Source organism: Microbulbifer okhotskensis, from assembly GCF_023895975.1.
Lineage (GTDB): Bacteria > Pseudomonadota > Gammaproteobacteria > Pseudomonadales > Cellvibrionaceae > Microbulbifer > Microbulbifer okhotskensis.
Window position 1 is genome coordinate 1 of the sequence record NZ_JALBWM010000062.1, and the last position, 24383, is coordinate 24383.

Here is a 24383-nt window from a genome sequence, read left to right on the forward strand (position 1 = left end):
AGTCGGAGTCGGAGTCGGAGTCGGAGTCGGAGTCGGAGTCGGAGTCGGAGTCGGAACCATTATCAGGGCTGCTACCCTGGGGGCTGGCGTCTGCCTCTGTGGGCTCTTCATTGGAGCTGCTGCCACTCCCGCACCCGCCCACTGACACCATGATTATGGCCAAAAAGAGCGCGGGGCAAACTTTCGACAGGGTGTAAATTTTTCTTTTTAAATATGAGTCCATATATTGCTCATTTGTAAAAATAATTTTTGTTGCTGATTGTGCTGTAAGTAAAGATGCCTAGACGCCTTTTTAATCGGGCTTTGTCATAAACAATTAAATTGCTATAGGGTGTTGTGTAAAACACCGAAACGACTACTTTTCCAGAAATCGACTCGGCTGAATTAATTTCTCCAAGTATAATTGACTCTCACTTTTGTGCCGACGCCAATGGTATATGGGATGGGTTGCAATAATCTTTTTGTCCCCCGTGTGGTAGGTTTTATAAATAAAGTTAATATTCCGGAGTTTAGTTGAAGGCAACCCTTTGCATGGCGATATTTTGAGTGTTGTTTACGGTTGTATTGGTGTCGATATGATAATTATATTTGTAATGACTGCTGCAGTAATGCGGTCAGGCGGGATCAAATTGAGGTGGGAAGGAATCCCATTTTGACTTCTTGAAGCTTGGGTGCCGGGTTTGTCTGTAAGTTGATTTTTTGTGTGATTCAGCTCACGAAGCCTTTGTGAGATCGTGCAGTATGAATTACGAATGAGCGTGTTGGGATTAGCTGTCGCTGAGATTTGTATGGTGCTGGAGTGGCAAACGGCATTGCTTTATTTTTTAACTGGTAAGGGGGTGTGAGCATGACTTGTATGAGTTTCGGTATGGCCGTATATCGTTTATCGAGTGAGGCTTATAATTGAATTTGATGGTTAAGTATAGAGCTTGTAAGTTATCTGCAGAAGATCGAGCAATATACTGAGTGATTTGAACTTCCAAATAATGGTTTATAAGAGTATTTGCTTTTGTCGGGTGTTTTGTATGAGCCGCTGGGTTCTATTCTGAAGTAAGGAGGGTATTGTTGCCCCTAAAGTTTCTCCAGAGTGGAGTGGCATTCGAATATATTTTTGGTTGCGGGGGCAGGAGTCTGTCTGGTGCCAATATAGCTTCGTTGAGAGGCAGCTTCAGATGTCAATGTTGACAATTCAGGGAGGGTGAGTTATTCCTGCAATCTTTCGTTATCCTCAGTTTTGTTAAGTAATGCGATGGAGATTGTTATGAAAAATACAGGTAGTTGCCTTTGTAGCAAGGTACAGTATGAAATTAATGGAGAGTTTGAAGATGTATTGAATTGCCACTGTTCTATGTGTCGAAAACTTCATGCCTCAGCATTCCGTACTCGGGCAAAAGTTAAGGCTGAGGCATGGACAACTATTTGTGGCGAAGCTTTTATCAAGTTTTACGAATCTTCTCCTGGGGAGCATAAGGGATTTTGTTCTGAGTGTGGTTCGAGTCTTTTTACCCGCTTTGAAGGTTACCCCGATATTCTTGGTTTCCCATTGGGGACTTTGGATACTGATCCAGGCGTAAAGCCACAGCGCCATGTCCATGTTGGAAGTAAAGCTGGCTGGCATGAGATTACCGATAAGCTACCACAGCATGAGGAAATGTAAGCAGTTGGCAACGGAGGACTGATCTCAATAGGCTTGTGACAAGCCGGGTTGCCTTGATACTACTTGGTATTAGATTATGTTAGTGTCCGCCTCTAATTAATGAGACCAGGAATAGATTAAATTCTATATTAACAAGGTCGGCGTCATTTAGTTGAGTGGATTTCCTGAATATGTCTATGTTTCAAAAGTTAAAAGCATCGGTAGGTATCGGTTCTGCCAAAGTTGACACCGTTCTGCAAAATGCAGAGTGGCTTCAGGGTGGGCTTATTAATGGCAGTATCCATGTCGTTGGCGGTAAAATTGATCAACAGATTGACGCAATAAGCTTGAAGCTTTGTACTGAGGTCAAGGTGGAAACGGATGAGGGGGTGAGCTATGAGCGCTTCGTGCTCAGTGAATTACAGGTACTGGACCCGTTTACTATCGGTGCAGATGAAAGCCGGAAAATGCCCTTCGAGTTTCAATTGCATGAGGAGACACCGGTTACCATCCTGAATGCTCGTAATAATAGAAGTTACGTTTGGTTGGAAACCGCACTGGATATTGATTTTGCCTTGGACCCCAAGGACCGGGACCCCTTGCAGATAGGGCCGCTGCCTGTTGTAGAAAAGGTACTGGATTTAATCGAGCGGAGTGGATTCAAGATGGTCAAGGCAGATGTAGAGAGGGGACATTTGCAAGGGGAGGGCTTCTCATCTCAGTCTGGCTGCTATCAGGAGATTGAATTTAAGAATAATGGTTTGCTGACATCAAAAGAGATTGAGCTTTCCTTCATTCTGGAAGAGGGTCAGGTGCATTGTTTAGCTGAAATCGATCGTAAGTTCGGTATGCGCGGCGATCAGTACCACTCATTCTCGCTGGAGCATGGAGCCAGCGACGAAGAAATTGCGGCTGTAGTTCAGTCAATTTTGGACTGATAGTTGAGTTTCCCTTCAAGTACATAGGTATTGCAAATTTAAATACCCTTGGGGCACCCAGGCGCTAGCGGCTACGGTTGTTCTGGGAATCTAGGTACTACTGTCTGGTGAAGCGCTATTCCAACTTGAAAGCCTCTTCCCAACTGGCGGCCCACTCTCTCAGTGGATCTAGGGTGTCCATCAGTGATAGCCCGATATCTGTCAATTGATATCCATCGGTGGTTTTTGCGATAAGTTGTGCTTCTTTCAGCTGCTTAATCCTTGTATTGAGCACTGATGGAGACATTCCGTCACAGCGCGCCTGAAGTTCCCTGAAACTTTGCGGCACATTTCGCAGTTCCCATAAGATCCTCATATTCCATTTGCGGCCTAGTAGGTCGAAGACAGCCATTATAGCTATACCGGTACTTGAGCCTCGAACAGGTTTTTTCGGCAGGGGGGGCGTCATAATTCTTGCGCTTCTAAATTAGTAGCGGTAAAGTTGCTACGAAATTAGTAGCAATCATATGATATTTCCCAGGCGAGGTGAACCAGCGATGTTTTTAGTGGATTTGCATTTTACCGATATGGAAAAACTAACTCCCGAGTTAACTGCTGAACACAGGGGATATCTGGAGGGGGAGTACAGGTCGGGCAGTCTGTTATTTGGAGGTAGAAAAGCGCCTAGAACCGGTGGAATTATTATTTCGCGCCACTCGTGTGAACAGGCGCTGCGGCGGCTACTCGATGAAGATCCGTTCGTTAAAAACGGAATCTCCACCTATTCAATTACCGAGTTTGTGCCTGTAGTGGCCTCGGAGAAATTTTCAGATCTGTTGCTAGAGCCCTAGGTTTGCAGGCAGTTAGCTGTTGTGATTTGGATGACTTCAAAGTCTAGGGGTAAGTGCAATTTGCGAGGGGGTTACTCGCTGAAGTCTGCGGTGATTACTGAATCGGAGAAGCTTTGGTAGGCCGCTTCAAAAGTTTGTGCCATGGCATCTGGGAACAAGTGGAAATCCCCATTTGCGAGGGCATCGATGATTCCCTGGGCCACTGCGCTGGGAGATTCTCCATCTTCCAGACCTGCTTGCTTGGCCATATCGGTTTTGATTGGGCCGGGGTGAACACTTAGAACCTGCACGCCGCGCTCTAGGAAGGTTTCACGCAGGGCTTGGGTAATTGCATAGCTGGCAGCCTTGGACGCGGAATAAGTACTGACGTGAGGGAAGGTCCGCAGCGATACTACTGAGTTCATCTGCACCAGGGCGCCTTTGTTTTTTTCCAGCTGTGGGGCGAATGCCTTGGCGACACGGATCAGCCCAAAGGTATTTACCTCCAGCTCCTGTTGCAGTGAGGTCTCTACATGGTCACTGAGCGGATCTGCTGGGACCAATATCCCTGCGTTATTCACTAGGATATCTAGGTCCTGAATTGCTTCCGCTGCGGCTTCTACGCTCTCGGTTTTTGTCACATCCAGCTTAAGTGTGACTACTTGATCCCCGTACTTATTTACTAATTCCGACGTTGTTTCCGGGGTGCGAACAGCCAGATAGACCTTTTTGGCGCCGTTGGTGAGAAAGGACTCAACGATCGCTTTACCAATGCCGCGATTGGCTCCGGTCACCAGCGCAACTTTACCTTCGATAGAAATACTCATCTAAACGCTCCAGTCTAGGGGTGGATTTGATTCTGTACCGATCGGTACGATTTGAGGTAAGTCTTACCGATCGGTACAATATTGTCAAAGGCTTTTTGAGGCATTTTTTATGGTGGGACGCAAACCGGAGTTTGACCGGAGTTATGCCCTGGATGCGGCGATGCAGGTATTTTGGAAAAAGGGGTATGTCGGCGCTTCACTGGCAGATCTGACCCTGGCCATGGGTATTAATAGGCCCAGTCTATACTCTGCTTTTGGCAATAAGGAAGCCCTCTTTGTTCTTTCATTGAGTCAGTATTTGGAGAAGTATGCCAAGGGTAGGGTGGAACTACTCACTGCTGAAGGCGTGCCGTTTCGTGAAAGAGTTTTCAATTACCTCTATGCGACCGTCAAAGGGCAGGCAGGTGAGGGGACGCCGAGGGGTTGCTATCTGGCATCAGGCTTGTCGGAAACCGCGGGCGAGGGGTTGCCCGCCGCAGCCATTGACGCGTTAAAAGCGGCCGATGCGGAATCTGTACGTCAACTGGAAAGTTTATTCCGTACTGATCTCCAATCGCGGGAATTGGGACTGGATGAGCGTGCGGAGGATTGTGCACTCTATTTGATCACTCTGTTGCATGGGACCGCATCGGTTTTGCGGTCGGGGCGTGAATTGAGTGAGCTGCAGTCCACTTTGGAATTTGGCTTGCGTGGCCTGGGTCTGGAGAAGGCTTAAGCCCCTGTGAATAGGGGCTTGGTGTCGACAATGCAGAATTAGAAGCGGCGGCGGAACATCGGCAGAGGTTGGTCTACCCCGGTCTGATAGCTATCGCCAAAATCACTCATGGAGTCTTTCAAGCTGGCGAGGGGCTGCTCACCTTCGAAAGCATAGGCGTTAAAGCCGCAGCGTTGAAGATAGGTCAGCTGGTCGCGCATAAAGCCGCCTACCGCGCGAAGCTCGCCGGTAAAGCGGTAGCGCTCGCGCAGCATACGACCGGCGGTGAAGCCCCGGCCATCGGCAAAAGCGGGGAAGTGTACGGCAATCAAGGGACGTTGATTGGCTTCTTCACCGATCAGTTTGGCACCTTCCTCGCTGTCGAGCCAGACACCGATCTCTCCGCTTCGCTCACTCAAAGCTTCACAGTGCTTCAGCCATTGGCGCAGTGGCAGGATAATTTTACCTGGGGGCAGGCTGGTGAGATCCAGCTCCTCACCGGGCTCCACTTGCGGTACCAGCTGCCACTCATTGGTCTTGATTTCACCACTGATGATCAGCTCGGACGGGTTGCCGGGTTGGGGGCCCAGTTTAACTGGCTTTGGCATAGACTCTCTCCTTGAAGGGTTGCAGGCCGATGCGGTTGTAGGTATCGATAAAGGGCTCTTCGGTTTGGCGCAGCTCGACAAAAAGGTCAAGGATTTTGCCGATCACTTCAGGCACTTCGGCGCGGGAGAAGCTGGGGCCCAGGACTTTGGCCAGGCTGGCATCGTTGGAGGCACTGCCGCCCAATTGGATCTGGTAGAACTCTTCGCCTTTTTTGTCCACGCCAAGGATGCCGATATGTCCTACGTGGTGGTGGCCACAGGCATTCATACAGCCGGAAATATTCAGGTTCAGATCGCCCAGGTCGTAGAGGTAATCCATATCGTCAAAGCGGCGCTGGATCGCTTCCGCTACGGGAATGGACTTGGCATTGGCCAGGGAACAATAGTCGCCGCCGGGGCAGCAGATCATATCCGTAAGGGTGCCGATATTCGGGGTGGCGAAGCCATATTTGCGTGCTTGCTGCCACAGCGCATAAAGCTCGTCTTGCTCGACATCGGCGAGAACCACATTCTGGTCGTGGGTGACGCGGGCTTGGCCAAAGCTGAAAGTGTCAGCGAGGTTGGCGATAGCATCCAGCTGGCTGTCAGTGACATCGCCCGGCGGAACACCGGTGGGTTTGGTGGACAGCTTGATCGCCCGGTAGCCCGGTACCCGGTGGGGGTAGGTGTTGCGCTCCAGCCAGCGTGCAAAGGCTTTATCGCCGTCTGCCTGCTGTTGCAGGGCAGTCTCGGTAGCGGCGCCGTCAAACGCCCGATAGTCCGGTGAGGTGAAGAAGGACTTGGCCCACGCCAGGGCCTCTTGGGTGAGTTTTTCAGCACCGTCTTTAATGTGCAGCCATTCCTCTTCCACACGGCGACCAAATTCTTCAGGGCCAAGGGCTTTCACCAGGATTTTGATGCGCGCTTTGTACTTGTTGTCGCGACGACCCAGTTGGTTGTAGACGCGGATAATGGCTTCCAGATAGGAAAGCAGGTCTTCTTCCGGCAGGAAGTCGCGGATGGTTTCCGCGATAACCGGTGTGCGGCCCTGGCCGCCACCGACAAGCACCTGAAATCCTATTTCTTCACCGCGTCTTACGATTTGTACGCCGATATCGTGTACTCGGATGGCGGCGCGATCCTGTTCGGAGCCGCTGACTGCAATTTTGAATTTGCGCGGTAGGAAAGCGAACTCCGGGTGGAAGGTGGACCACTGGCGGATTAACTCGCAATAGGGGCGCGGGTCGGCGATTTCATCCAGGGCGATACCGGCAAAAGGGTCTGAGGTGGTGTTGCGAATACAGTTGCCGCTGGTTTGTACGGCATGCATCTCCACTTCGGCCAGTTCGTTGAGAATCGCGGGCACATCTTCTAATTGTGGCCAGTTGTACTGCAGATTCTGGCGCGTGGTGAAATGCGCGTAACCCTTGTCATAGTCGCGGCTTACGCGAGCAAGACGACGCAACTGGGCGCTGTTGAGCAGGCCGTAGGGAACGGCAATACGCAACATGGGGGCCAGTCGCTGAATATAGAGGCCATTTTGTAGGCGCAGCGGCAGGAATTGTTCCTCGCTTAACTCGCCGGCGAGATAACGTTCCGTTTGGCCGCGGAACTGGGCTACGCGATCGTTGATGATGGCGCGGTCCCGGTCGTCGTATCGATACATAACAGCTTGATTCCATTGCCTTTGTGCGCAGAAGGTGGAGAAACGGGTAAGCCCCGGGCAATTCTCCGCTGGCGCATAACATACCAGCGCTCTTATGCAATAAATAACAATATTTTCCGCTATGTCTGTAACCAACAGTTATAAGGGGGAAAGATTGCTTATTGGCGCTGTCTTGCGCGATATGCGAGGATTTGCTCTACTTGACCAGCCGTTCCTTACGGCCCAACTACTTTGAATAACAATAAAGTACAATCGGAGTGATTCGATGAATGAAGAAGTAGCTGTTCCCTCAGAAGACGACAGTGTTATAGACGCCATTGCCGCTGTGGCGTTGGTCGCTATTTTTGTTGCCACCTGTGTATTTTGGGTGGCTACTCGCTAGTTCCCTCGGGCCCGGAGTTTGTTGTCCCGGGCAACTCTTCACCCCACTTAAATTCCTGCACAGTGCCGTCAGCCGGCGCTTTAGCAGTCCGGGCAATGCGGACCTGTGGCCCGCTTTTTATCTTACCGAATCGAGTTCTTGTCGCTTCAGCCCATATTACCGAGAACCACCTTCACGATCAGTACCAGAGTGAGCACAAAAATAGCGGTAAAAATAACGCCGGCAATCATATAGGTCATAATGCTGCCGCTCTGAAAATCCCTCTCACGGTTTTTGTTGCTTTGCACGCCAATTGCAGCGGCCAGGGTACTGATTATCACCTGGCCGAAACTGGGCTTTGCCGCTTTTTTATTCTCGTCTTCCATGGATTTATTCCTCGAGGTTGGGTCGAAGCCAGCGCTCCATCTCCTGCTCGCTGATCCCTTTCCGGTCGGCAAGGCTTTGCAGTTGGTCCCTGCCAATTTTGCCAACATTGAAATATTTGGCCTGGGGATGCGCGAAATACCAACCGCTTACTGCGGCCGCAGGCATCATAGCGAAATGCTCAGTGAGGCTGACTCCTGCATTTTGCTCTGCTTGCAGCAGTTTGAACAGTGTGGCTTTTTCCGAATGGTCCGGACAGGCCGGATAACCGGGGGCAGGGCGGATGCCCTGGTAGGCTTCCTTGATCAACTGTTCGTTGCTCAGCGTCTCTTCCGGCACATAACCCCAGTATTCCCTGCGCACCAGGCGATGCAGGGTTTCGGCAAAGGATTCCGCCATGCGATCCGCGAGGGCTTTGACCATGATAGCGCTGTAGTCGTCGTGTTGGGCCTCATAGTGATTGGCCAGCTCATCGGCGCCAATACCGGTGGTGACGGCAAAACCGCCGACGTAATCGATTCGGCCAGATTCTAGCGGGGCGACAAAATCGGCCAGGGAGCGGCACAAGCCGTCGCCTCCCAGCTTTTGGACCTGTTGGCGCATCTGGTGCAGGCGGGCCAGTTCCTCACGGCGGCTTTCATCTTTGTACACGATAATATCGTCGCCGACGCTATTGGCGGGCCAGAGGCCGAATACGGCACGAGCACGCAATAACTTTTTATTGATAATTTCCTTCAGCATACGCTGGGCGTTGTGGTAGAGGTCGGTGGCGGCCTCGCCTACAATTTTGTCCTCCAGAATCGCTGGAAATTTACCTGCCAGGTCCCAGGAAATAAAGAACGGGGTCCAGTCCAAGGTATCGAGCAGTCTATCCAGCGGAAAGTTATCGATCACGGTAATGCCCAATTTGTTGGGCTTGGCGGGCTGGTAGTTCTGCCAGTCAAATTCCGGTGCCGCGTCGCGTGCCTGGATGTAGGTCAGGCGGGTGTCGTTGCGCTTGCGGTTGGCGGTGCGAGTGCGTACTTTTTCGTATTCGGCGCGGACTTTTTCTACAAATGCTGGGCGCAATTCATCGGAGATCAGGCTGCTGGCGACACCGACAGCGCGGGAGGCATCGGCCACATAGACGGTTTGGTTGCGATTGAATTTCGGATCAATTTTTACGGCGGTATGCGCCTTGGAGGTGGTGGCACCGCCGATCAGCAAGGGGATATCAAATTCTTGCCGCTCCATTTCCGCCGCTACATGCACCATTTCATCAAGGGATGGGGTGATCAAGCCGGACAGGCCGATAATATCGCACTCTTTTTCCCGTGCGGTTTGCAGAATGGTTTCTGCAGGCACCATCACGCCGAGGTCAATAACGTCGTAATTGTTGCAGGCCAGTACCACCCCCACGATATTTTTACCGATATCATGGACGTCGCCTTTTACCGTGGCCATCAGAATTCGACCATTGGGGCGGCTGTCTTCAGTTTTCTCATCTTCAATAAAGGGCTGCAGGTAGGCCACTGCCTGTTTCATAACGCGAGCAGACTTCACCACCTGGGGCAGGAACATTTTGCCTTCGCCAAACAGGTCGCCGACGACATTCATTCCATCCATGAGTGGCCCCTCAATCACATCCAGTGGTCGCGATGAGATGGCGCGGGCCTCTTCGGTATCCTCGACGATATATTTATTGATGCCCTTTACCAGCGAGTGTGCCAAGCGTTCTTTTACCGGCAGTTCGCGCCAGCTCAAGTCTTCCTTGCGCACGGAGCCGGCCCCGCCACCCTGATATTTGGGGGCGATTTCCAACAGGGCCTCGGTCGCTTCACTATTGCGATTGAGGATGACATCCTCGACGGTTTCCCGCAGTTCCTTGGGCAGTTCGTCGTAGACGGCCAGCTGGCCGGCGTTGACGATGCCCATATTCAGGCCGGCCTTAATGGCGTGGAATAGGAATACCGAGTGGATGGCTTCACGCACCGGGTTGTTGCCACGGAAGGAGAATGAAACATTAGAAACGCCGCCACTGATCTGAGCACCGGGCAGGTTTTTGCGAATCCACTGGCAGGCTTCGATAAAGTCCACTGCGTAATTATTGTGTTCTTCAATACCAGTGGCGACGGCAAAAATATTGGGGTCGAAAATAATATCGGTGGGGTCGAAACCGACTTCCTCCACCAGCACATCGTAACTGCGCTTACAGATTTCGATCTTGCGCGCTAAGGTATCTGCCTGGCCGTCCTCGTCAAAGGCCATCACGACCACAGCCGCACCATAGCGCAGACACAGTTGTGCTTTTTCGATGAACTCTTCCTTGCCCTCTTTGAGGCTGATGGAGTTCACGATGGGTTTACCCTGGATGCACTGCAGACCCGCTTCGATCACCTCCCATTTGGAGGAGTCCACCATAAACGGCACCTTGGCGATGTCTGGTTCGGTGGCGGCGAGATTGAGGAAGCGGCGCATAGCGGCGAGCGAATCGAGCATCGCCTCATCCATATTGAAATCGATCACCTGTGCGCCGTCTTCCACTTGGGCCGCGGCAACCTGCAGGGCGGTGTCGTAGTCCTCTTCCAGGATCAGTCGTTTAAAACGGGCGGAGCCGGTGACATTACAGCGCTCGCCCACATTGACGAACAGGGCGGTCTCATCGGCAATAAAAGGTTCCAGGCCGGACAGGCGCAGGGCCGGTTTGATTTTCGGCAGCTGGCGCGGTGCGACATCGGCGACTGCCCGGGCGATTGCACGGATATGGTCGGGTGTTGTGCCGCAGCAGCCACCGAGAATATTTAGAAAGCCGCTGCGGGCAAACTCCGCTACGATCGCTGCGGTTTGCTCCGGAGTCTCGTCGTATTCGCCAAACTCATTGGGCAGGCCTGCATTGGGGTGTGCGGATACATAAGTGGCGCAGGCACCGGATAGTGCTTCTACGTAGGGGCGCAGTTCCGTAGCGCCCAGGGCACAATTGAGGCCTACGGAGATCGGCTTGGCGTGAGCAACGGAGTAGTAAAATGCTTCAGTGGTCTGGCCGGACAGGGTGCGGCCGGAGGCATCGGTAATGGTACCGGAGACCATGATTGGCAGCTCGAAGCCCAGTTCCTCGAACAGCTGCTGCATGGCATAAATAGCCGCTTTGGCGTTGAGGGTATCGAATATGGTCTCGATCAGAATCAGGTCACTTCCGCCCTCCACCAGGGCTTGTCCGGCTTCAACATAATTTTCCACCAGCTCGTCAAAAGTGACATTGCGTGCGCCGGGATCATTGACGTCCGGCGAGATGCTGGCAGTGCGGGATGTAGGCCCGATCACTCCGGCCACCCAGCGTGGTCGCTCGGGGGTGGAAAGCGCATCCGCCGCGCGGCGGGCAATTTCTGCTGAGACGCGATTTAATTCGCTGGCCAGGTGCTCCATGTCGTAGTCAGACTGGGACAGCTGGGTCGCATTAAAAGTATTGGTTTCAATAATGTCGGCGCCGACTTCCAGGTATTCCCGGTGAATCTGTTCAATTAACTCTGGGCGGGTGAGGCTGAGAAGGTCGTTGTTACCTTTTAAGTCCTGATGAAAATCTGCGAAACGAACACCGCGATAATCCGCCTCATCCAGTTTTTCCCGTTGGATCATCGTCCCCATAGCGCCATCCAGGATCAGGATACGCTCCGCCAATGCGGTTTGGAGTTGTTGAAGACGCTGAGTTCGGGACTGAAGGAGCATTGTCCTATCCTTGAATTGCTGGTGACGGAAGGGGGGCAATCTTAGCACAGTCACGTCAACCCACCGGTTGCAGTTTCCCTCTTTGGCTGAGCTCGCCACAATATCCAAGCAGTTTTCCTTAAAATTGAGCAATTTATAAGCGCAATTTAGAAGTTTATAACCATAAAAACCTAGCCGACCGGTCTAGTTAGGAGTAGGGTGCGTTCCATGAAAAACCGCTATGAAGATACTCGTCAGCACCTCTTGGATACTGGTTACTCCGTAATGGCCGTGAAAGGCTTTTCCGGTGTGGGTCTAAGTGAAATCCTGAAGACCGCCGGAATACCCAAAGGGTCTTTCTATCATTACTTCAAATCCAAAGAGCAGTTTGGCGAGGCGCTGTTGGAAGACTATTTTCAAGAGTATCTCAAACAGATGGACGAATGTTTTTCCGTTCGGGATAGATCTGCAGCGGATAGCTTGCTGGCCTATTTTGAGGCTTGGATGAAGAGCGGTGATGAAGGTTGTGATATGCATCGTTGTCTGGTGGTTAAGCTAAGTGCTGAAGTGGCGGACCTGTCTGAGTCGATGCGGATTATTTTACGGATTGGGACGGATAGGATTATTGAGCGCCTGCAAAAGGGTATTGAATCCGCAATTGAAGAGGGTTCACTGGTGCTTCCAATGAATGCGTATTCGGCAGCGACCACATTGTATCAGCTCTGGTTGGGGGCTAGTCTCCTGTCAAAAATCAATCGCAGTATGACCCCTATGGTAGATGCTATGAGCACCACTCTGGGGCTATTGAGCAAGAACTGAATTTCTAGGCATATCCGCACTGGGGTTACCGTCGCGGGTATGTTTTGTCACAAAAATAGACGACCGGTCTAATTTTGCGACAGCAATGTTAATTATAAATAGCAATGCAAGCGGAGAGAGAGCATGCAATCTACCGACATAAATCGCCGTCAGGTATTGGCGTCTCGCCCGGAAGGCGCGCCAACCACTGATAACTTTCGGCTCGAAGAGGTCTCGCTTCCCCAGCTCAAAGCTGGGGAAGTCCTGTTGCGTACGGTCTATCTGTCCCTCGACCCTTATATGCGCGGTCGTATGAGTGATACCAAATCCTATGCAGATCCGATGGTATTGGGGGACACCATGGTCGGCGGGACGGTAAATCGGGTGGTGGAATCCCACCTGGAAGGATTTGAGGCTGGTGACTGGGTGTTGGGCTATAGCGGTTGGCAGGATTACGCTATTTCAGATGGCGCTGACCTGGTTAATCTGGGTAAGAACCCCAGTGTTCCCTCTTATTCTCTGGGGGTGTTGGGTATGCCGGGAATTACCGCCTATTTTGGTTTGTTGGAGATTGGGGCGCCCAAAAAAGGGGAGACTTTAGTTGTCGCGGCGGCTACCGGCCCGGTGGGTGCCACCGTCGGGCAAATCGGCAAGCTTCAGGGCTGTCGAGTGATCGGTGTGGCGGGAGGAGAACAGAAGTGCCGTTACGCTGTTGAGGAGCTGGGCTTTGATTTGTGCCTGGACCATCGCGCGGGGGATTTTGCCGAGCAATTGGCAGCGGCCTGTCCAGGTGGCATTGATATCTATTTTGAGAGCGTGGGCGGCAAGGTGTTTGATTCGGTGATGCCACTGTTAAATGATTTTGCGCGTATCCCTGTGTGCGGATTGATTTCGCAGTATAACGCTACCACCCTACCGGAAGGCCCGGATCGCACCAGCTTGCTGATGCGTGATGTGTTGACCAAACGCCTGAAAATTCAGGGCTTTATTATTTTCGATTATTACGCGCGTTTTCACGAGGCTGTGCGGACACTGAGCCAATGGGTGGGTGAAGGAAAAATCAAATATCTGGAGGAGGTGGTAGAGGGTTTGGAAGCGGCGCCGGACGCTCTTATTGGACTGCTGGAAGGGCAGAATTTTGGTAAGTTGGTGGTGCGCGTAGGCACTGAAAATTAACGCAAATTGATAAATATCTATCAGGTGTGAAATATGAAAATTTTAATGGTTCTCACTTCCCATGATGAGCTGGGTAATACCGGCAACAAGACCGGTTTTTGGCTAGAGGAATTTGCGGCGCCTTATTACATCTTTAAGGAGGCTGGGGCAGAGGTGACTCTGGTTTCACCTAAGGGTGGCCAACCGCCGCTCGATCCGAAGAGTGATGAACCGGACTTCCAGACAGCGGCAACTGAGCGTTTTCGCGCAGATACTGCTGCGCAGCAAGCACTAGCCAATACACTGAAATTGGCAGATATACAGGAAGCAGACTTCGATGCTGTTTTTTACCCGGGGGGGCACGGACCGCTGTGGGATTTGGCAGAAGATCCGAAATCAATAGCCCTGATCGAGAATTTTTACGCTGCCGACAAGCCGGTGGGTGCTGTGTGCCACGCTCCGGGCATTTTCCGTCATACCCGTCGCCAGGACGGTGAGTATCTGGTGGCGGGTAAGGGGGTGACTGGTTTTACCAATACAGAAGAGGCCGCAGTGGAGTTGGTGGAGGTAGTGCCCTTCCTGGTCGAAGATATGCTCAAGGAAAATGGCGGAAACTACTCGAAAGGGGGTGATTGGGCACCCTATGTTGTGGTGGATGGCAAGCTGGTCACCGGCCAAAACCCAGCATCTTCAGCGGAGACGGCTGAGACACTCATGGGCTTGATCCCCGTTTGAGGGGCACAATCACTGTGGCGGCCGAAGGGCTGCCAACAGGCCGGTTTCCCTTGAGTGTTTCTGAGAGTAGAATACCCGACAAAGAAGCTTGGTTATTTGAGAGCCTATATGTCTGATTTGAATGTCACTATTACCGAATCCGCTCAGGAATACCTGAAAGAGCTGCTGGCCAAGCAGGACTGTGAGGGTATTGCCATTCGCATGTTTGTCTCCAGTCCCGGCACGCCGAATGCAGAGACCTGCATCGCCTACTGCCGCCCGGGAGAGGAGGACGAGGGTGATGTAGCGATGGAAATGAACGGCCTCAAAGCCTATTTTGAGGGGCGCAGCATCCCCTATTTGGACGATGCTCGGGTCGATTACTCTTCGGACAAAATGGGGGGGCAATTGACGATTCGTGCTCCCAACTCGCGCATGCCCAAGATTACCGACGACAGCCCCATTCAGGATCGTATCAACTACGTTTTACACAACGAAGTGAATCCCGGGCTGGCCTCCCACGGTGGTCAGGTGAGTCTGGTCGAGGTGACCGAGGATATGTATGCGGTGCTCAAGTTTGGCGGCGGTTGCCAGGGCTGCGGTATGGTCGATATGACTCTGAAAGAGGGCGTAGAAAAAACTCTGAAAGAGAAAATTCCCGAACTTGCCGGGGTCAAGGATATTACCGACCACACGGACAAGACCCAGGCTTATTATTGAGTTCCACGGAGTGATCGGTGCCGATTACGCCGTTTAACAGAAAAAGGCGAACGGACAGTTCGCCTTTTTTATCTTTGCCAGCCTCTCAGGTTAGATCCCGCGAAAGCAGTCCCACCAAGTTTCCTCCCGCTGTATATATTTGAAATAGGCCTCCATAGCAGGCTTGGCAATCTGTCTTGAATTATCTCTTCTGATTGCGCTTGTGCGAACCCCAGGGAAGCAATCTATGTTTGACCAAGTGGTGTTTGCCGGCGGCGGCGTACGCTGCACCTGGCAAATTGGGTTTTGGGAGTCGGTAGCCAAGGATATAGACTTGGCACCCCGAGTCGTCAGCGCTGTGTCTGCCGGTGCATTGGTGGCCAGCCTGATACTGATGGGCCGATCTCTGGATGGAGTTGATTACTTCGTTTCGGCGTTTAAATCCAATAAGAAGAATATGCACTGGGGCAATTTGCTCAGCAAGAACCCTGTATTTCCCCATTACACGATATATCGCCAGGCACTGACTGAGCTGTTTGAGGGCGGCTTTGATCAATTGTGTGAGGTGGCTGACTTACGGGTGGGTGTGAGTACATCGCCGAAGTGGCTGCCGGGACCTATTGCATTAGCTGTCGGTGCGGCAATCGACTTTTCCGATACCTATATATATCCCAACCTCCACCCCAATACGGCCCTGCGCCTGGGGTATCGCCAATCTTTCTATAAAGTGCGCGATTGTTCCGATGTGGCGCAATTACAGAAACTGGTGATCACCTCATCGTGCACACCGCCTTTGACCCCCCGCCTTAAGCAGGGTGGGGCCGAAGTGCTGGATGGGGGAGTCGTGGACAGTGTGCCCGTTGGCGGTTTGGATGCTGGGGAGGGGCGAGTACTGATTTTATTGACCAGACGTTTTCCGCAGTTACCGGATTGTTTTACCGTGCAAAAATTCAATCAATCTTGGACCTATGTACAGCCTTCGGGGCATGTTCCGCTCAATGTGTGGGATTTTGCCAATCCGGAAGCGGTAAAAGATACTTTCAGGATGGGAACTGCCGATGGTCACGCATTTCTGGCTTTCTTGAGTAGCGAAGGGCAGTTAATGAGCAGCAGGCTTTAGCTGGACTGGTGATATCAATAAATACCTCTTGCGCACGGGGCACTCTAAAATAGTAAACGAGATTTTCTATCGGCAATCAATGATCAGTCTCTGCTGTCTGGCGCGCAATAGATATGTAATCCATGATTAGGCTCTGTGTTTCATTGAATCACAATTAAATCTGTTAATGGACTTTTAAGTCGTCTATGCAGTGTGGTCACCGGGCGATAAATCGCCACTACTTTTGTAGGTTATTGGCGCAGGTGAGCGGGTCGTAAATTCCGGTGCTAGATTTGGAGTCCTCACTGGCAAGGTGTGTCGGAGTCCTGTTGAGCAAGTGATTGTACGTGGCATTTTATTTTCTATGGGTGGGCCAGAATGTTTAATCAAATGGTCTTTGGTGGTGGAGGGAGTCGCTGTACCTGGCAATTGGGATTTCTATTATCAGTGGAGCGTGAATTGCCCATCAGGCCCAGCGTCGTGTGTGCGGCATCGGGCGGCTCTATGGTAGCTGGCCTGATGCTGATGGATCGTTGCCGTGAGGGGGCAGATTACTTTCATTCTGTGTGCAAAAAAACCGAAAAGAATTTCTATTGGAATAACTCTTTTCGCAAGGACCCAATATTTCCCCATTTTGAGATTTATAAAAAAGGGGTGCATGAGTTATTTCACGATAGCTTTGAGCATTTACATCAAACCTCCGATTTAAGAATTGCGGTAACTTACCCTCCTGAATGGCTGCCGACCCCCATCGCGCTGACACTCGGCCTTGCAATTTTTTATTCCAATAAACACCTATTCCATAATCTTCATCCGATGACGGCATTAAACCTGGGTTTTCGCCAGCTCTTCCACCCGGTACGCCAGTGTAAAAATTCAGCGGAAATTGAACAGCTCATTTTGAGCTCCTGCTGCGCCCCGCCAATTTCGCCACGTCTGTCATTGCATGGTGCTGAAGTTTTAGATGGAGCCCTGGTAGGCAATGCACCCGTGGCCGGCTTGGAGGCTGGAAACGGTAGGGTTTTAATTCTCGATACCGGGCATTTCTCCAACTTACCCAACTGTTTCAGTGTGCAAAAGGGGGGGCAGGTGTGGACTTATGTTCAACCTTCACGCCCCCTGCCCATAGGAATGTGGAACTTTACTAATCCCAATGCCATGCGACATACCCTGAATATTGGTCTAACCGATGGGAATGCATTCCTCGAAGTGCTTTTGTCAGGTAAAGAGCGTCTGGTGCAGCTATAAAGACAGGCGACACTCGATTGCTTTCAGTTGCACAATGCCCCAGATTGGATTACGTTATGCAATTAGTTGCATATGATTATCGTGAGGCTGTGATGAAGTTGTGTCGCCGCGCAGATTAGACTTGCGAGTCAAAAATGGAGGTTGCACAGGACGTATGGCTCTAGTAGTGGTTATCGTGAAGACGCCAAATGGGCTGTGGAAATTTGAATCGAGTGGCTGCTGATCAGGTAACTACTACAGGGAAGGCCAATTATGTTTGACCAAGTTGTTTTTGCCGGTGGTGGCGGGCGCTGTACCTGGCAAATAGGCTTTTGGGAGTCTGTAGCCAAAGCTATCAAGCTGTTTCCACAAGTAGTCACTGCGGTTTCTGCGGGCGGATTGATGTCGAGCCTGGTGCTGATGGGGAAGACTGAGAAAGCCAGGCAGCACTTCTGGTCTGCGTTTGAAGCGAATGAGAAAAATGCATACTGGGGGAATCTCTTTCGCAAAGAGCCCGTATTTCCTCAGTACCGAATTTACCGCAACGCGATGTTAGAGCTGTTTCAAGGTGGCCTGGAGACCCTGCGCGAGGGAGCGGAACTGCGTATTGCGGTGGTACACCCACCCAAAGGCCTGTCGGGCGGCTTGGCTTTTGGTGTCGGCGCCGCCGCCTATTATGCTGACAAGCATTTTTTGCGGAATTTACATCCAAAAATTGCTTTGGGGTTGGGTTTTCAACAGCAGTTTTATCGGGCCCGGGACTGCTCCAGTTTAGAGGAGTTAGTGGATTTGATTTTATGCTCTTCCTGTACACCGCCGTTTACCCCGCGCTTAAAGCTGCACGGCAGAACGGCTCTTGATGGGGGCACGGTCGATAACATCCCTGTGGCTGGTTTGGATAAGGGTGAGTCTAGGGTGCTGGTATTACTTACTCGTCGTTATTCGCAATATCCAGACCGGTTTAGTCGGCAGCAGGGCGATCAGTTATGGACCTATGTGCAGCCGTCTCAACCGCCTTTTGTCAGCGTTTGGGATTACACCAGTCCTGAGCTTGCGCAAAAAACTTACGAGTTAGGTTGTGCTGACGGGCGAGAATTTTTAAAAAAACACACGAATGAAAGGGAGACTTTGAATGAACAATTCCAATAACAAAATAGCAGAATCAATTGCGTTGTGGCACCAAATGGTCGCAGAGCGAGATTTTAGCCGTTTGCCTGCTATGGTTGCCGAGGATGCGGTTTTCCGTTCTCCGGCATTCTTTAAACCCTACCACAGCTCTGCGGCAGTTTGCCTGATTTTAAATACGGTGATGCAGGTATTTGAGAGCTTTGAATATGACCGCAGTTTCACTACCGAATCCGGTCAGGATCTGGCGCTGGAATTTAAAGCCAGTATTGGTGATAAAAGTTTGAAAGGGCTGGATATTATCCGCTTTGATGAAGACGGAAAAATTATTGAATTTGAAGTCATGGTGCGCCCCCTCAATGCCCTGCAAAAACTGGCAGAGGAAATGTCCGGGCGACTGTCCCAATATGTAACGCAGTATAAGGAAACTCAGCAGGCTTAAGGCGCTGCTGAGTTTATTGCAGGGGGCCGGGTGACTACTCTTGCGAATCGAAGTACTCGAACACATCGATTCCGTCCATGTAGGCCCCGTCAAAACCCGCATCAACAATCATATACATATAAGAATCATTGTTGCCGTAGATGATATTTTGCCAGCCTTGCTGCCAGTATCTCACATAGTAATTTCCCGGCTCTCCCGGTACTTCATCCAGTAGCCAGCTAGGGGGATTGCTGACCCAGGATGGGTTCCAGTAATAGCGGTCATCTTGTGCTTCGCCAATATTGATATAGGCCATTAGCAGGCGGCGACCGCCGTTTTCTTTCAATCTGAGCTGCTCTATCTGTTCTTCGGTATAGGCTTTGCCATTGAAGAAGAAATCGATGATCAGCACGTCGTAATTTGTTTCGCTCAGTGCGTCGACAAATTCTTGTGGTGTTGAGTACAGGCGGGGGTCGGTGATATTGATAAAGTTGCTGGCTTCATCCAGGTTGTCGATATCCCGAGCATTAACATTGAACGGCTCATCAGGGTAGCGAGGTATGTCATCGAGCGTCTCCTGATCAGCGGCGAAGGAGATATATTCGGCCTCTTCATTGTCCAGGTAGGAGTCATCGATATTTCGCTCAATGCTGGCAAAATCCGTGATAAGGATTGTATCGCCCTCATCTTTGGCTAGGTCCAGGTAGGTTTCCAGGCGCCGGGTTTCCGTAGTGCTGGTGGGCTGATCTACTACGCCGTTCGCACCGAAGAACAGGGCTTCTTGAGCGATCCCGTCAGTCGCGTCTAGATAGGCATCATCCACAGGACCAGTAGTGGTCGTGGTGGTGGTAATAAGCTCAATACCATTCTGCGGAACAATAATGAAATGTCGGTTTATCTGCTTTGCATAGTCACTTATATCCTCGACCAGATAACGCATTTCTTTATCGTAAATGATGGTTGACTGATTTAAATCGTCGGGAAGGTCATCGAGGCTACAACCGAAAAAAAACAGCGGGCTGAGGAGTACTGAAAGTGTTCGGCGCAAAATACATCTCCATTGCTACAAGTGAGAGTTAAATCAGTTCACGCTGGAGTCCATTGATCCTAGTTGGCGCGGATTCCAGTGTCGGGCTGCTGGGTAGGCTATCCAGTGGAGGCTGAATGGTAACTTAACCGCGGTCCGAATAAATCATTTTTCTGCCGCAGGGCAGAAGTGTCAATCATGGGGCTAGTGTCCCCTGTCCATTCTCTTCTTCGTTTTGGTGGTGGCTATCGCCGTCAGCGGGTCGTCGGGCCAGTAGTGTCTCTGATATTTGATACGCAACTCCTTCTTAACCTCTTGGTAAGTATTGGCCCAGAAATTCGCAAGGTTGCGGGTGATCTGTACTGGCCGTTGCGCTGGGGATAGCAAATGGACCATTAGTGGGTAACGCTTCTTTAAAATTGTAGGCGTTTGCGCCAAACCGAACAGCTCCTGTAGGCGCACAGCCAAAATAGGAGGGGTTTCCTGGTAGTCGATGCGAATACGGGAGCCGCTGGGAACCAAGTAATGGCTGGGGGTCAGCTCATCAAGCTTCTGTTGCAGGGACCAATCCAATTGGTGGCGAAGAATACTAAAAAGATCCAGCTGTCCGAGCTGATCAAGCTTGGTGAGGCCCTGCAGGTGAGGTAGCAGCCACTCCTCCAGGCTTTCGAGAAGACCGGTATCACTCCAGTCGGGCAGGGGGGTGTCTGTCATTAAAGCGGTACATTCATTGTTTTGGCGCAGAAATTCAATTCTTGAACGTAGCTGTACGGATTCTGTGTTCCAGGGCAGAGTGTGCAGACCTTTTTGGCGAATGGCGTCAAGTAAGGCTTGGCTCAGGGTTTCTGCAGGAACTTGCGTCGCCGGTTTTTGTTGTAATACCAGGCTCCCAAGCAGAGACTGCTGCAGAGCTTCGACGCGGCCTGCGGCATTATCCCACCGCACCGTCACGACATCTTTTATCAGGTCAGCGAAGCAGGCCTGAAGTCCGTTTGAGGATATTTCGGCTGCCAGCTGGATGCGCGCATCGCGCCCCTGCCCATCAAGTTCAGCGACAACCAGGTATTCGCTCAGGGCTAGGGCATCGTCATGGGAAAAATGCGCGCCGCGACCGCTAGAAAGTAAAACGCGCCGTGCAGCATCCCGTCGCGACTTGGCAATGCGATCCGGATAGGCGAGCGCCAATAAAGCGCCAATTTCATCGGCACTATCGATTTCTAATGTAGTCTCATCAGCCTTTGGCGTAATTTTTTGCAATTGAGAAAGCCAGGTATTGGATTGCAGGCGCACTCTTTGGCTGGTGGCGCGGTCTGTTCGGTGGTCGTTGCTGCGGGTTTGCAGGGCGTGAATACGCTTGCTGATATCCCGATCCCAGCGGGCTTCACCACGGAAAATATCCCGCTCGGATAGCAGGGCTGCAAGTAAGCATGCTTGCTGCTGCAGCCCCCAGTCGATACTGCGCACCAGCATATGGGCGAGCCGGGGGTGAACACCGAAGGCGAGCATGGTGTCGCCGTGAGGAGTAATACGCAGGCTGGCATCCAGGGCGCCTAATTGCTGTAGCAACTGCTGGGCTTGGGACATGGGGCCTGGCGGAGGTGTCTCCAGCCAGTGGAGTTCGCGCGCGTCACTGACGCCCCATTTCGCCAGCTCGAGCGCTAGCGGCGCCAGATCACTGCGTTGGATTTCCGGGGTGTTTTTGGTGCTTAAGGATTGTTGTTGTCCCTCGCTCCAAAGCCTGAGGCAGTACCCGGCACTGAGACGTCCGGCACGCCCTGCGCGTTGAGTCGCAGAAGCCTGAGAGATATTGCTGGTGATCAGATGATTCATGCCGCTGTTGGGGTTAAAGCGCGATTCGCGCATCAGGCCTGAATCCACAACGATGCGGATACCTTCGATGGTCAGGCTTGTTTCCGCTACATTTGTGGCCAGTACAATCTTTCGCTTTCCGGGCGCGCACGGGCTGATTGCCTGGTCTTGTTGCTCTCGAGTCAGATCCCCGAATAGCGGGGCAATGATAGTGTCTCCGCAGCGGGCATCGGTAGCAAAGCGTTCCCGCAGTAAGGATTCAACCTGCCGAATTTCAGCTACCCCAGGCAAAAAGGCGAGTAAGCTGCCCTCCTCATGGCGCATCGACTCTTCGATTTTGCGTGTCATCAGGGCGGGTATTTGCCGTTGATCATCGAGAGTCTCGCGGTGACTGAGGTACTCAATGTCCACTGCAAAACTTCGTCCGTCGCTAGAGATAACGGGCGCATCGTCGAGCAGGGTAGATATTGAATCGGTATCGAGTGTTGCAGACATTACTAGTAGCTTGAGATCATCCCGCAGGTACTCTTGCGACTGGAGGCAGAGGGCCAGAGATAGATCCGCTTGCAGGCTGCGTTCATGGAATTCATCGAAGATAACCAGGGCGGAGGAACCCAATTCCGGATCATTCTGTAAAAGTCGGGTGAGGATGCCTTCAGTGACCACCAGAATGCGGGTTTTGGCGCTTGATCGCCGTTCCCCACGCACTTGGTAGCCAACGGTTTCGCCAACGGTTTCACCCAGCTGGAAAGCCATTCGCGCAGCAGCGGCTCGCGCTGCCAAGCGGCGGGGCTCCAACATCATAATATTCTTGCCGCTCAACCATGGCGCAGAGAGTAGCGCGAGCGGAACTGCGGTTGTTTTACCGGCTCCAGGGGGGGCTTGAAGCACGACATTGCTGTGCTCGGCCAAGGTTTGCAGGAGCTGGGGGAGGACTTGATGAATAGGTAACTCTGACATGGCGGCGATTATAGTGATTTCGATAAGCTGGCGATACTGATATCCCGGGTATGCTTTTGGGGACATCTTTCAGCGATACGCTCAGTAGCGCACGCTTGGCTTTTTCTCGCTCAACTGTATTTTTGCTATATCGAGATCAATTATTTTTTATCAGGTAGGAGGCTATACCGGCATGAACTTTCGGCGCGTCGTAACGGGTCATGACAAAAATGGGAAGCCGGTAGTACGCATTGATGACCGGGGACAGAATACGGCCGATTGGCGCCCACATATGACTCAGCAACAACTGTGGACTACGAGAGATCTTCCCGTTGATCTCAATGAAAATGGGGAGGATCAGGGGGCGCGGGATGTGGGATCGATGATTCCCGGTGGTAGCATATTCAAAATAGTGGAGTTTGGTCCGGGGGTTGCTCCACGATCGCACCGTACGGATAGCATTGACTACGCGATTGTGATTTCGGGTGAGATAGATATGGAAATGGGCGAGGGCAAGTCAGTACATCTGTGCGCGGGTGATACATTGGTTCAGCGTGCAACAATTCATAATTGGATCAACCGGGGGGAGGAGCCGTGTGTAATTGCATTTGTATTAATAAGTGCCCAAGGAAATACTGCGGTAGGCTGAAATGTTCATATGCTCAAACGTATTAGCGCCCAGAGCAATAGTGGTTTTTTCAAGTAGCGCACTGTCATCAATACGCACTGAAGCTCACTAGCTTCACCGGCTGATGTAGCAAGCAGATCTGGGACCCCTTATGGTTGTGGTGAGTTGGAGGCTACCAGCTCTTGTTTTTTAAACCTGAAAAGCTATATCTCTCTTCAGGGGTTAGTGGTCCGTTACTGTTTCATCAGTATTGGTTATTCTGTAACAGAGGTGAAATAATCTTATTGTTAGGGTGGCATCTCAATTAGTCAGTATATTATATTTCGTTTATGAATTTTTAGGATATGCTAATGAAGCTCAAGAAGCCCAAATATAAATTGATGACAGTTTGGAGCTATAAAACAAACCCTGGTGAAGAGTATTCTCGTGTGCACATTGCGTATGGATACTATTTGAAGAGCCTGGGGGGTTCTGAAGTAAATGAAAACATTTATTATGTGTTTATAGAGCATGAAAAGATAAATAATCCTTATAAAGGTGGCCTTGCAGTTGCTATAACTGAAGCTGGTTTGGAGAGAAGTTCTCTAAGCATAGATGAAGGTAAGGGTGTAGAGGGTGACTTTATTGATGGGTATGAAGAGTGGAGAGAATACTCTAAAGATGAGTTCGTACTCCCCTATAGTGAACAATTGGCAGAAATTATTAATGCTCACTTGAAGTGAGCGGTGGGCTTTATGTGGTTTGCTTGTTAAGATTTTACTTCTGAAGTATTTTTGATGGATCAAAGTAGTGTAGGCGGGGAGTTATGATTGCTCATAGATACCACAGGACTACATCCAGATTCAAGATTGAGGATAATGTTAATTTACATTTTTATTTGAGAGGAAAAAAAGGGTAAGTAATCCGACTCTTAACTAATTTTATCGGCAGGGGGGGGTAGCTTCAGCTGAAGATCTGGGCTTGAGCGATGAGGGTGTAAATAATTCTGTGTAACTGCCCTGCCAGTTGGTTATTGGTAATCGATGAGTCGCTCACCAAACTCGATCATAAATCTGTTTAAAGCTGGCTTCTGTAAACTCCGCCACATCCATCGAGGGTGTAAACAATTCTGTGTAACCGCTCTTGCTAGTGGATTATTGGTAGTCGGCAAGTCGCTCGC

The 24383-nt window shown here is 51.1% G+C and carries 23 protein-coding genes; 14 read left to right on the forward strand and 9 right to left on the reverse strand.

The features are described from left to right. The coding region (locus MO867_RS13795) for a hypothetical protein (protein WP_252469727.1) at positions 1 to 223 on the reverse strand (223 nt) is incomplete at its 3' end. 1038 nt (positions 224 to 1261) lie between these two features. Between MO867_RS13795 and MO867_RS13800 the strand changes: the two genes are divergently transcribed. Both MO867_RS13800 and MO867_RS13805 read left to right on the forward strand, forming a co-directional pair. Further along, on the forward strand, positions 1262 to 1657 hold the full coding sequence (locus MO867_RS13800; protein ID WP_252469729.1) for a GFA family protein: 396 nt from the start codon (positions 1262 to 1264) through the stop codon (positions 1655 to 1657). 170 nt (positions 1658 to 1827) lie between these two features. Then, the gene (locus tag MO867_RS13805; RefSeq protein ID WP_252469731.1) at positions 1828 to 2574 is read left to right on the forward strand and encodes a sporulation protein; all 747 of its coding nucleotides are present in this window, start codon (positions 1828 to 1830) and stop codon (positions 2572 to 2574) included. Positions 2575 to 2689: 115 nt separating this feature from the next. Here the strand turns inward: MO867_RS13805 and MO867_RS13810 are convergent, their stop codons facing one another. Further along, positions 2690 to 3022, reverse strand: a complete 333-nt coding sequence (locus MO867_RS13810) for a winged helix-turn-helix transcriptional regulator (RefSeq protein WP_309143305.1) — start codon at positions 3020 to 3022, stop codon at positions 2690 to 2692. An 88-nt stretch (positions 3023 to 3110) separates the two neighbouring features. Here MO867_RS13810 and MO867_RS13815 point away from each other — a divergent pair, with 88 nt between their 5' ends. After that, entirely contained in the window at positions 3111 to 3404 is a 294-nt protein-coding gene (locus tag MO867_RS13815; protein ID WP_252469745.1) for a YciI family protein, read from the forward strand. 71 nt (positions 3405 to 3475) lie between these two features. On the opposite strand, the gene MO867_RS13820 is transcribed toward MO867_RS13815, so the two are convergent. Then, positions 3476 to 4210, reverse strand: a complete 735-nt coding sequence (locus MO867_RS13820; protein ID WP_252469747.1) for an SDR family oxidoreductase — start codon at positions 4208 to 4210, stop codon at positions 3476 to 3478. 109 nt (positions 4211 to 4319) lie between these two features. Between MO867_RS13820 and MO867_RS13825 the strand changes: the two genes are divergently transcribed. Further along, a complete protein-coding gene (locus MO867_RS13825) occupies positions 4320 to 4925 on the forward strand; it encodes a TetR/AcrR family transcriptional regulator (protein ID WP_252469749.1) in 606 nt (201 codons plus the stop codon). Between the two features lie 38 nt (positions 4926 to 4963). On the opposite strand, the gene MO867_RS13830 is transcribed toward MO867_RS13825, so the two are convergent. The 4 genes from MO867_RS13830 to metH form a co-directional block, all read right to left on the reverse strand. After that, on the reverse strand, positions 4964 to 5512 hold the full coding sequence (locus MO867_RS13830) for a DUF934 domain-containing protein (protein WP_252469751.1): 549 nt from the start codon (positions 5510 to 5512) through the stop codon (positions 4964 to 4966). Then, positions 5496 to 7157: a nitrite/sulfite reductase gene (locus MO867_RS13835; protein WP_252469753.1), complete on the reverse strand. Its 1662-nt coding sequence runs from the start codon at positions 7155 to 7157 to the stop codon at positions 5496 to 5498. Before MO867_RS13835 ends, MO867_RS13830 begins: the two co-directional genes overlap by 17 nt. Positions 7158 to 7685: 528 nt before the next feature. Further along, positions 7686 to 7904 carry a DUF2970 domain-containing protein gene (locus MO867_RS13840; RefSeq protein ID WP_252469755.1) on the reverse strand — a complete coding sequence of 73 codons (219 nt, stop codon included), beginning with the start codon at positions 7902 to 7904 and terminating at the stop codon, positions 7686 to 7688. 4 nt (positions 7905 to 7908) lie between these two features. Beyond that, positions 7909 to 11604, reverse strand: a complete 3696-nt coding sequence (gene metH / locus MO867_RS13845; RefSeq protein ID WP_252469757.1) for a methionine synthase — start codon at positions 11602 to 11604, stop codon at positions 7909 to 7911. 207 nt (positions 11605 to 11811) lie between these two features. On the opposite strand from metH, the gene MO867_RS13850 reads away from it, so the two are divergent. The 8 genes from MO867_RS13850 to MO867_RS13885 all read left to right on the forward strand — a co-directional run bounded on the left by MO867_RS13850 (position 11812) and on the right by MO867_RS13885 (position 18842). Next, the gene (locus MO867_RS13850; protein ID WP_252469759.1) at positions 11812 to 12402 is read left to right on the forward strand and encodes a TetR/AcrR family transcriptional regulator; all 591 of its coding nucleotides are present in this window, start codon (positions 11812 to 11814) and stop codon (positions 12400 to 12402) included. A gap of 123 nt (positions 12403 to 12525) precedes the next feature. Beyond that, the gene (curA, locus tag MO867_RS13855) at positions 12526 to 13557 is read left to right on the forward strand and encodes an NADPH-dependent curcumin/dihydrocurcumin reductase (RefSeq protein WP_252469772.1); all 1032 of its coding nucleotides are present in this window, start codon (positions 12526 to 12528) and stop codon (positions 13555 to 13557) included. Between the two features lie 33 nt (positions 13558 to 13590). Then, positions 13591 to 14271, forward strand: a complete 681-nt coding sequence (locus MO867_RS13860) for a type 1 glutamine amidotransferase domain-containing protein (RefSeq protein ID WP_252469781.1) — start codon at positions 13591 to 13593, stop codon at positions 14269 to 14271. A gap of 108 nt (positions 14272 to 14379) precedes the next feature. Beyond that, positions 14380 to 14970 carry a Fe-S biogenesis protein NfuA gene (nfuA, locus tag MO867_RS13865; RefSeq protein WP_252469806.1) on the forward strand — a complete coding sequence of 197 codons (591 nt, stop codon included), beginning with the start codon at positions 14380 to 14382 and terminating at the stop codon, positions 14968 to 14970. 226 nt (positions 14971 to 15196) lie between these two features. Continuing rightward, complete coding sequence (locus MO867_RS13870) at positions 15197 to 16069, forward strand: patatin-like phospholipase family protein (RefSeq protein WP_252469808.1); 873 nt, start codon at positions 15197 to 15199, stop codon at positions 16067 to 16069. A gap of 357 nt (positions 16070 to 16426) precedes the next feature. Continuing rightward, positions 16427 to 17296: a patatin-like phospholipase family protein gene (locus MO867_RS13875; protein WP_252469820.1), complete on the forward strand. Its 870-nt coding sequence runs from the start codon at positions 16427 to 16429 to the stop codon at positions 17294 to 17296. A gap of 252 nt (positions 17297 to 17548) precedes the next feature. Further along, positions 17549 to 18424 carry a patatin-like phospholipase family protein gene (locus MO867_RS13880; RefSeq protein ID WP_252469843.1) on the forward strand — a complete coding sequence of 292 codons (876 nt, stop codon included), beginning with the start codon at positions 17549 to 17551 and terminating at the stop codon, positions 18422 to 18424. Further along, positions 18408 to 18842, forward strand: coding sequence for a nuclear transport factor 2 family protein (locus MO867_RS13885; RefSeq protein ID WP_252469845.1), 435 nt, complete (start codon positions 18408 to 18410; stop codon positions 18840 to 18842). Before MO867_RS13880 ends, MO867_RS13885 begins: the two co-directional genes overlap by 17 nt. A 34-nt stretch (positions 18843 to 18876) precedes the next feature. On the opposite strand, the gene MO867_RS13890 is transcribed toward MO867_RS13885, so the two are convergent. Together MO867_RS13890 and hrpB are read right to left on the reverse strand one after the other, a co-directional pair. After that, a complete protein-coding gene (locus tag MO867_RS13890; protein ID WP_252469847.1) occupies positions 18877 to 19869 on the reverse strand; it encodes an endo alpha-1,4 polygalactosaminidase in 993 nt (330 codons plus the stop codon). A gap of 183 nt (positions 19870 to 20052) precedes the next feature. Next, positions 20053 to 22683, reverse strand: coding sequence for an ATP-dependent helicase HrpB (gene hrpB / locus MO867_RS13895; RefSeq protein ID WP_252469849.1), 2631 nt, complete (start codon positions 22681 to 22683; stop codon positions 20053 to 20055). 106 nt (positions 22684 to 22789) lie between these two features. On the opposite strand from hrpB, the gene MO867_RS13900 reads away from it, so the two are divergent. Next, on the forward strand, positions 22790 to 23245 hold the full coding sequence (locus tag MO867_RS13900; protein WP_252469861.1) for a cupin domain-containing protein: 456 nt from the start codon (positions 22790 to 22792) through the stop codon (positions 23243 to 23245). Between the two features lie 329 nt (positions 23246 to 23574). After that, the gene (locus MO867_RS13905) at positions 23575 to 23946 is read left to right on the forward strand and encodes a hypothetical protein (RefSeq protein ID WP_252469863.1); all 372 of its coding nucleotides are present in this window, start codon (positions 23575 to 23577) and stop codon (positions 23944 to 23946) included. Positions 23947 to 24383: the final 437 nt, after the last annotated feature.

What these genes read in the sequence shown, in the direction of transcription:
- MO867_RS13850 (WP_252469759.1), top strand. Translation starts at nt 11,812, where the DNA reads ATGAAAAACCGCTATGAAGATACTCGTCAGCACCTCTTGGATACTGGT.
- MO867_RS13885 (WP_252469845.1), top strand. Translation starts at nt 18,408, where the DNA reads ATGAACAATTCCAATAACAAAATAGCAGAATCAATTGCGTTGTGGCAC.
- MO867_RS13835 (WP_252469753.1), bottom strand. Translation starts at nt 7,157, where the DNA reads ATGTATCGATACGACGACCGGGACCGCGCCATCATCAACGATCGCGTA.
- hrpB (WP_252469849.1), bottom strand. Translation starts at nt 22,683, where the DNA reads ATGTCCCCAAAAGCATACCCGGGATATCAGTATCGCCAGCTTATCGAA.
- MO867_RS13815 (WP_252469745.1), top strand. Translation starts at nt 3,111, where the DNA reads ATGTTTTTAGTGGATTTGCATTTTACCGATATGGAAAAACTAACTCCC.
- MO867_RS13870 (WP_252469808.1), top strand. Translation starts at nt 15,197, where the DNA reads ATGTTTGACCAAGTGGTGTTTGCCGGCGGCGGCGTACGCTGCACCTGG.
- MO867_RS13825 (WP_252469749.1), top strand. Translation starts at nt 4,320, where the DNA reads ATGGTGGGACGCAAACCGGAGTTTGACCGGAGTTATGCCCTGGATGCG.
- MO867_RS13860 (WP_252469781.1), top strand. Translation starts at nt 13,591, where the DNA reads ATGAAAATTTTAATGGTTCTCACTTCCCATGATGAGCTGGGTAATACC.
- MO867_RS13810 (WP_309143305.1), bottom strand. Translation starts at nt 3,022, where the DNA reads ATGACGCCCCCCCTGCCGAAAAAACCTGTTCGAGGCTCAAGTACCGGT.
- MO867_RS13905 (WP_252469863.1), top strand. Translation starts at nt 23,575, where the DNA reads ATGAAGCTCAAGAAGCCCAAATATAAATTGATGACAGTTTGGAGCTAT.
- curA (WP_252469772.1), top strand. Translation starts at nt 12,526, where the DNA reads ATGCAATCTACCGACATAAATCGCCGTCAGGTATTGGCGTCTCGCCCG.
- MO867_RS13900 (WP_252469861.1), top strand. Translation starts at nt 22,790, where the DNA reads ATGAACTTTCGGCGCGTCGTAACGGGTCATGACAAAAATGGGAAGCCG.
- MO867_RS13875 (WP_252469820.1), top strand. Translation starts at nt 16,427, where the DNA reads ATGTTTAATCAAATGGTCTTTGGTGGTGGAGGGAGTCGCTGTACCTGG.
- nfuA (WP_252469806.1), top strand. Translation starts at nt 14,380, where the DNA reads ATGTCTGATTTGAATGTCACTATTACCGAATCCGCTCAGGAATACCTG.
- MO867_RS13840 (WP_252469755.1), bottom strand. Translation starts at nt 7,904, where the DNA reads ATGGAAGACGAGAATAAAAAAGCGGCAAAGCCCAGTTTCGGCCAGGTG.
- MO867_RS13820 (WP_252469747.1), bottom strand. Translation starts at nt 4,210, where the DNA reads ATGAGTATTTCTATCGAAGGTAAAGTTGCGCTGGTGACCGGAGCCAAT.
- metH (WP_252469757.1), bottom strand. Translation starts at nt 11,604, where the DNA reads ATGCTCCTTCAGTCCCGAACTCAGCGTCTTCAACAACTCCAAACCGCA.
- MO867_RS13805 (WP_252469731.1), top strand. Translation starts at nt 1,828, where the DNA reads ATGTCTATGTTTCAAAAGTTAAAAGCATCGGTAGGTATCGGTTCTGCC.
- MO867_RS13800 (WP_252469729.1), top strand. Translation starts at nt 1,262, where the DNA reads ATGAAAAATACAGGTAGTTGCCTTTGTAGCAAGGTACAGTATGAAATT.
- MO867_RS13880 (WP_252469843.1), top strand. Translation starts at nt 17,549, where the DNA reads ATGTTTGACCAAGTTGTTTTTGCCGGTGGTGGCGGGCGCTGTACCTGG.
- MO867_RS13830 (WP_252469751.1), bottom strand. Translation starts at nt 5,512, where the DNA reads ATGCCAAAGCCAGTTAAACTGGGCCCCCAACCCGGCAACCCGTCCGAG.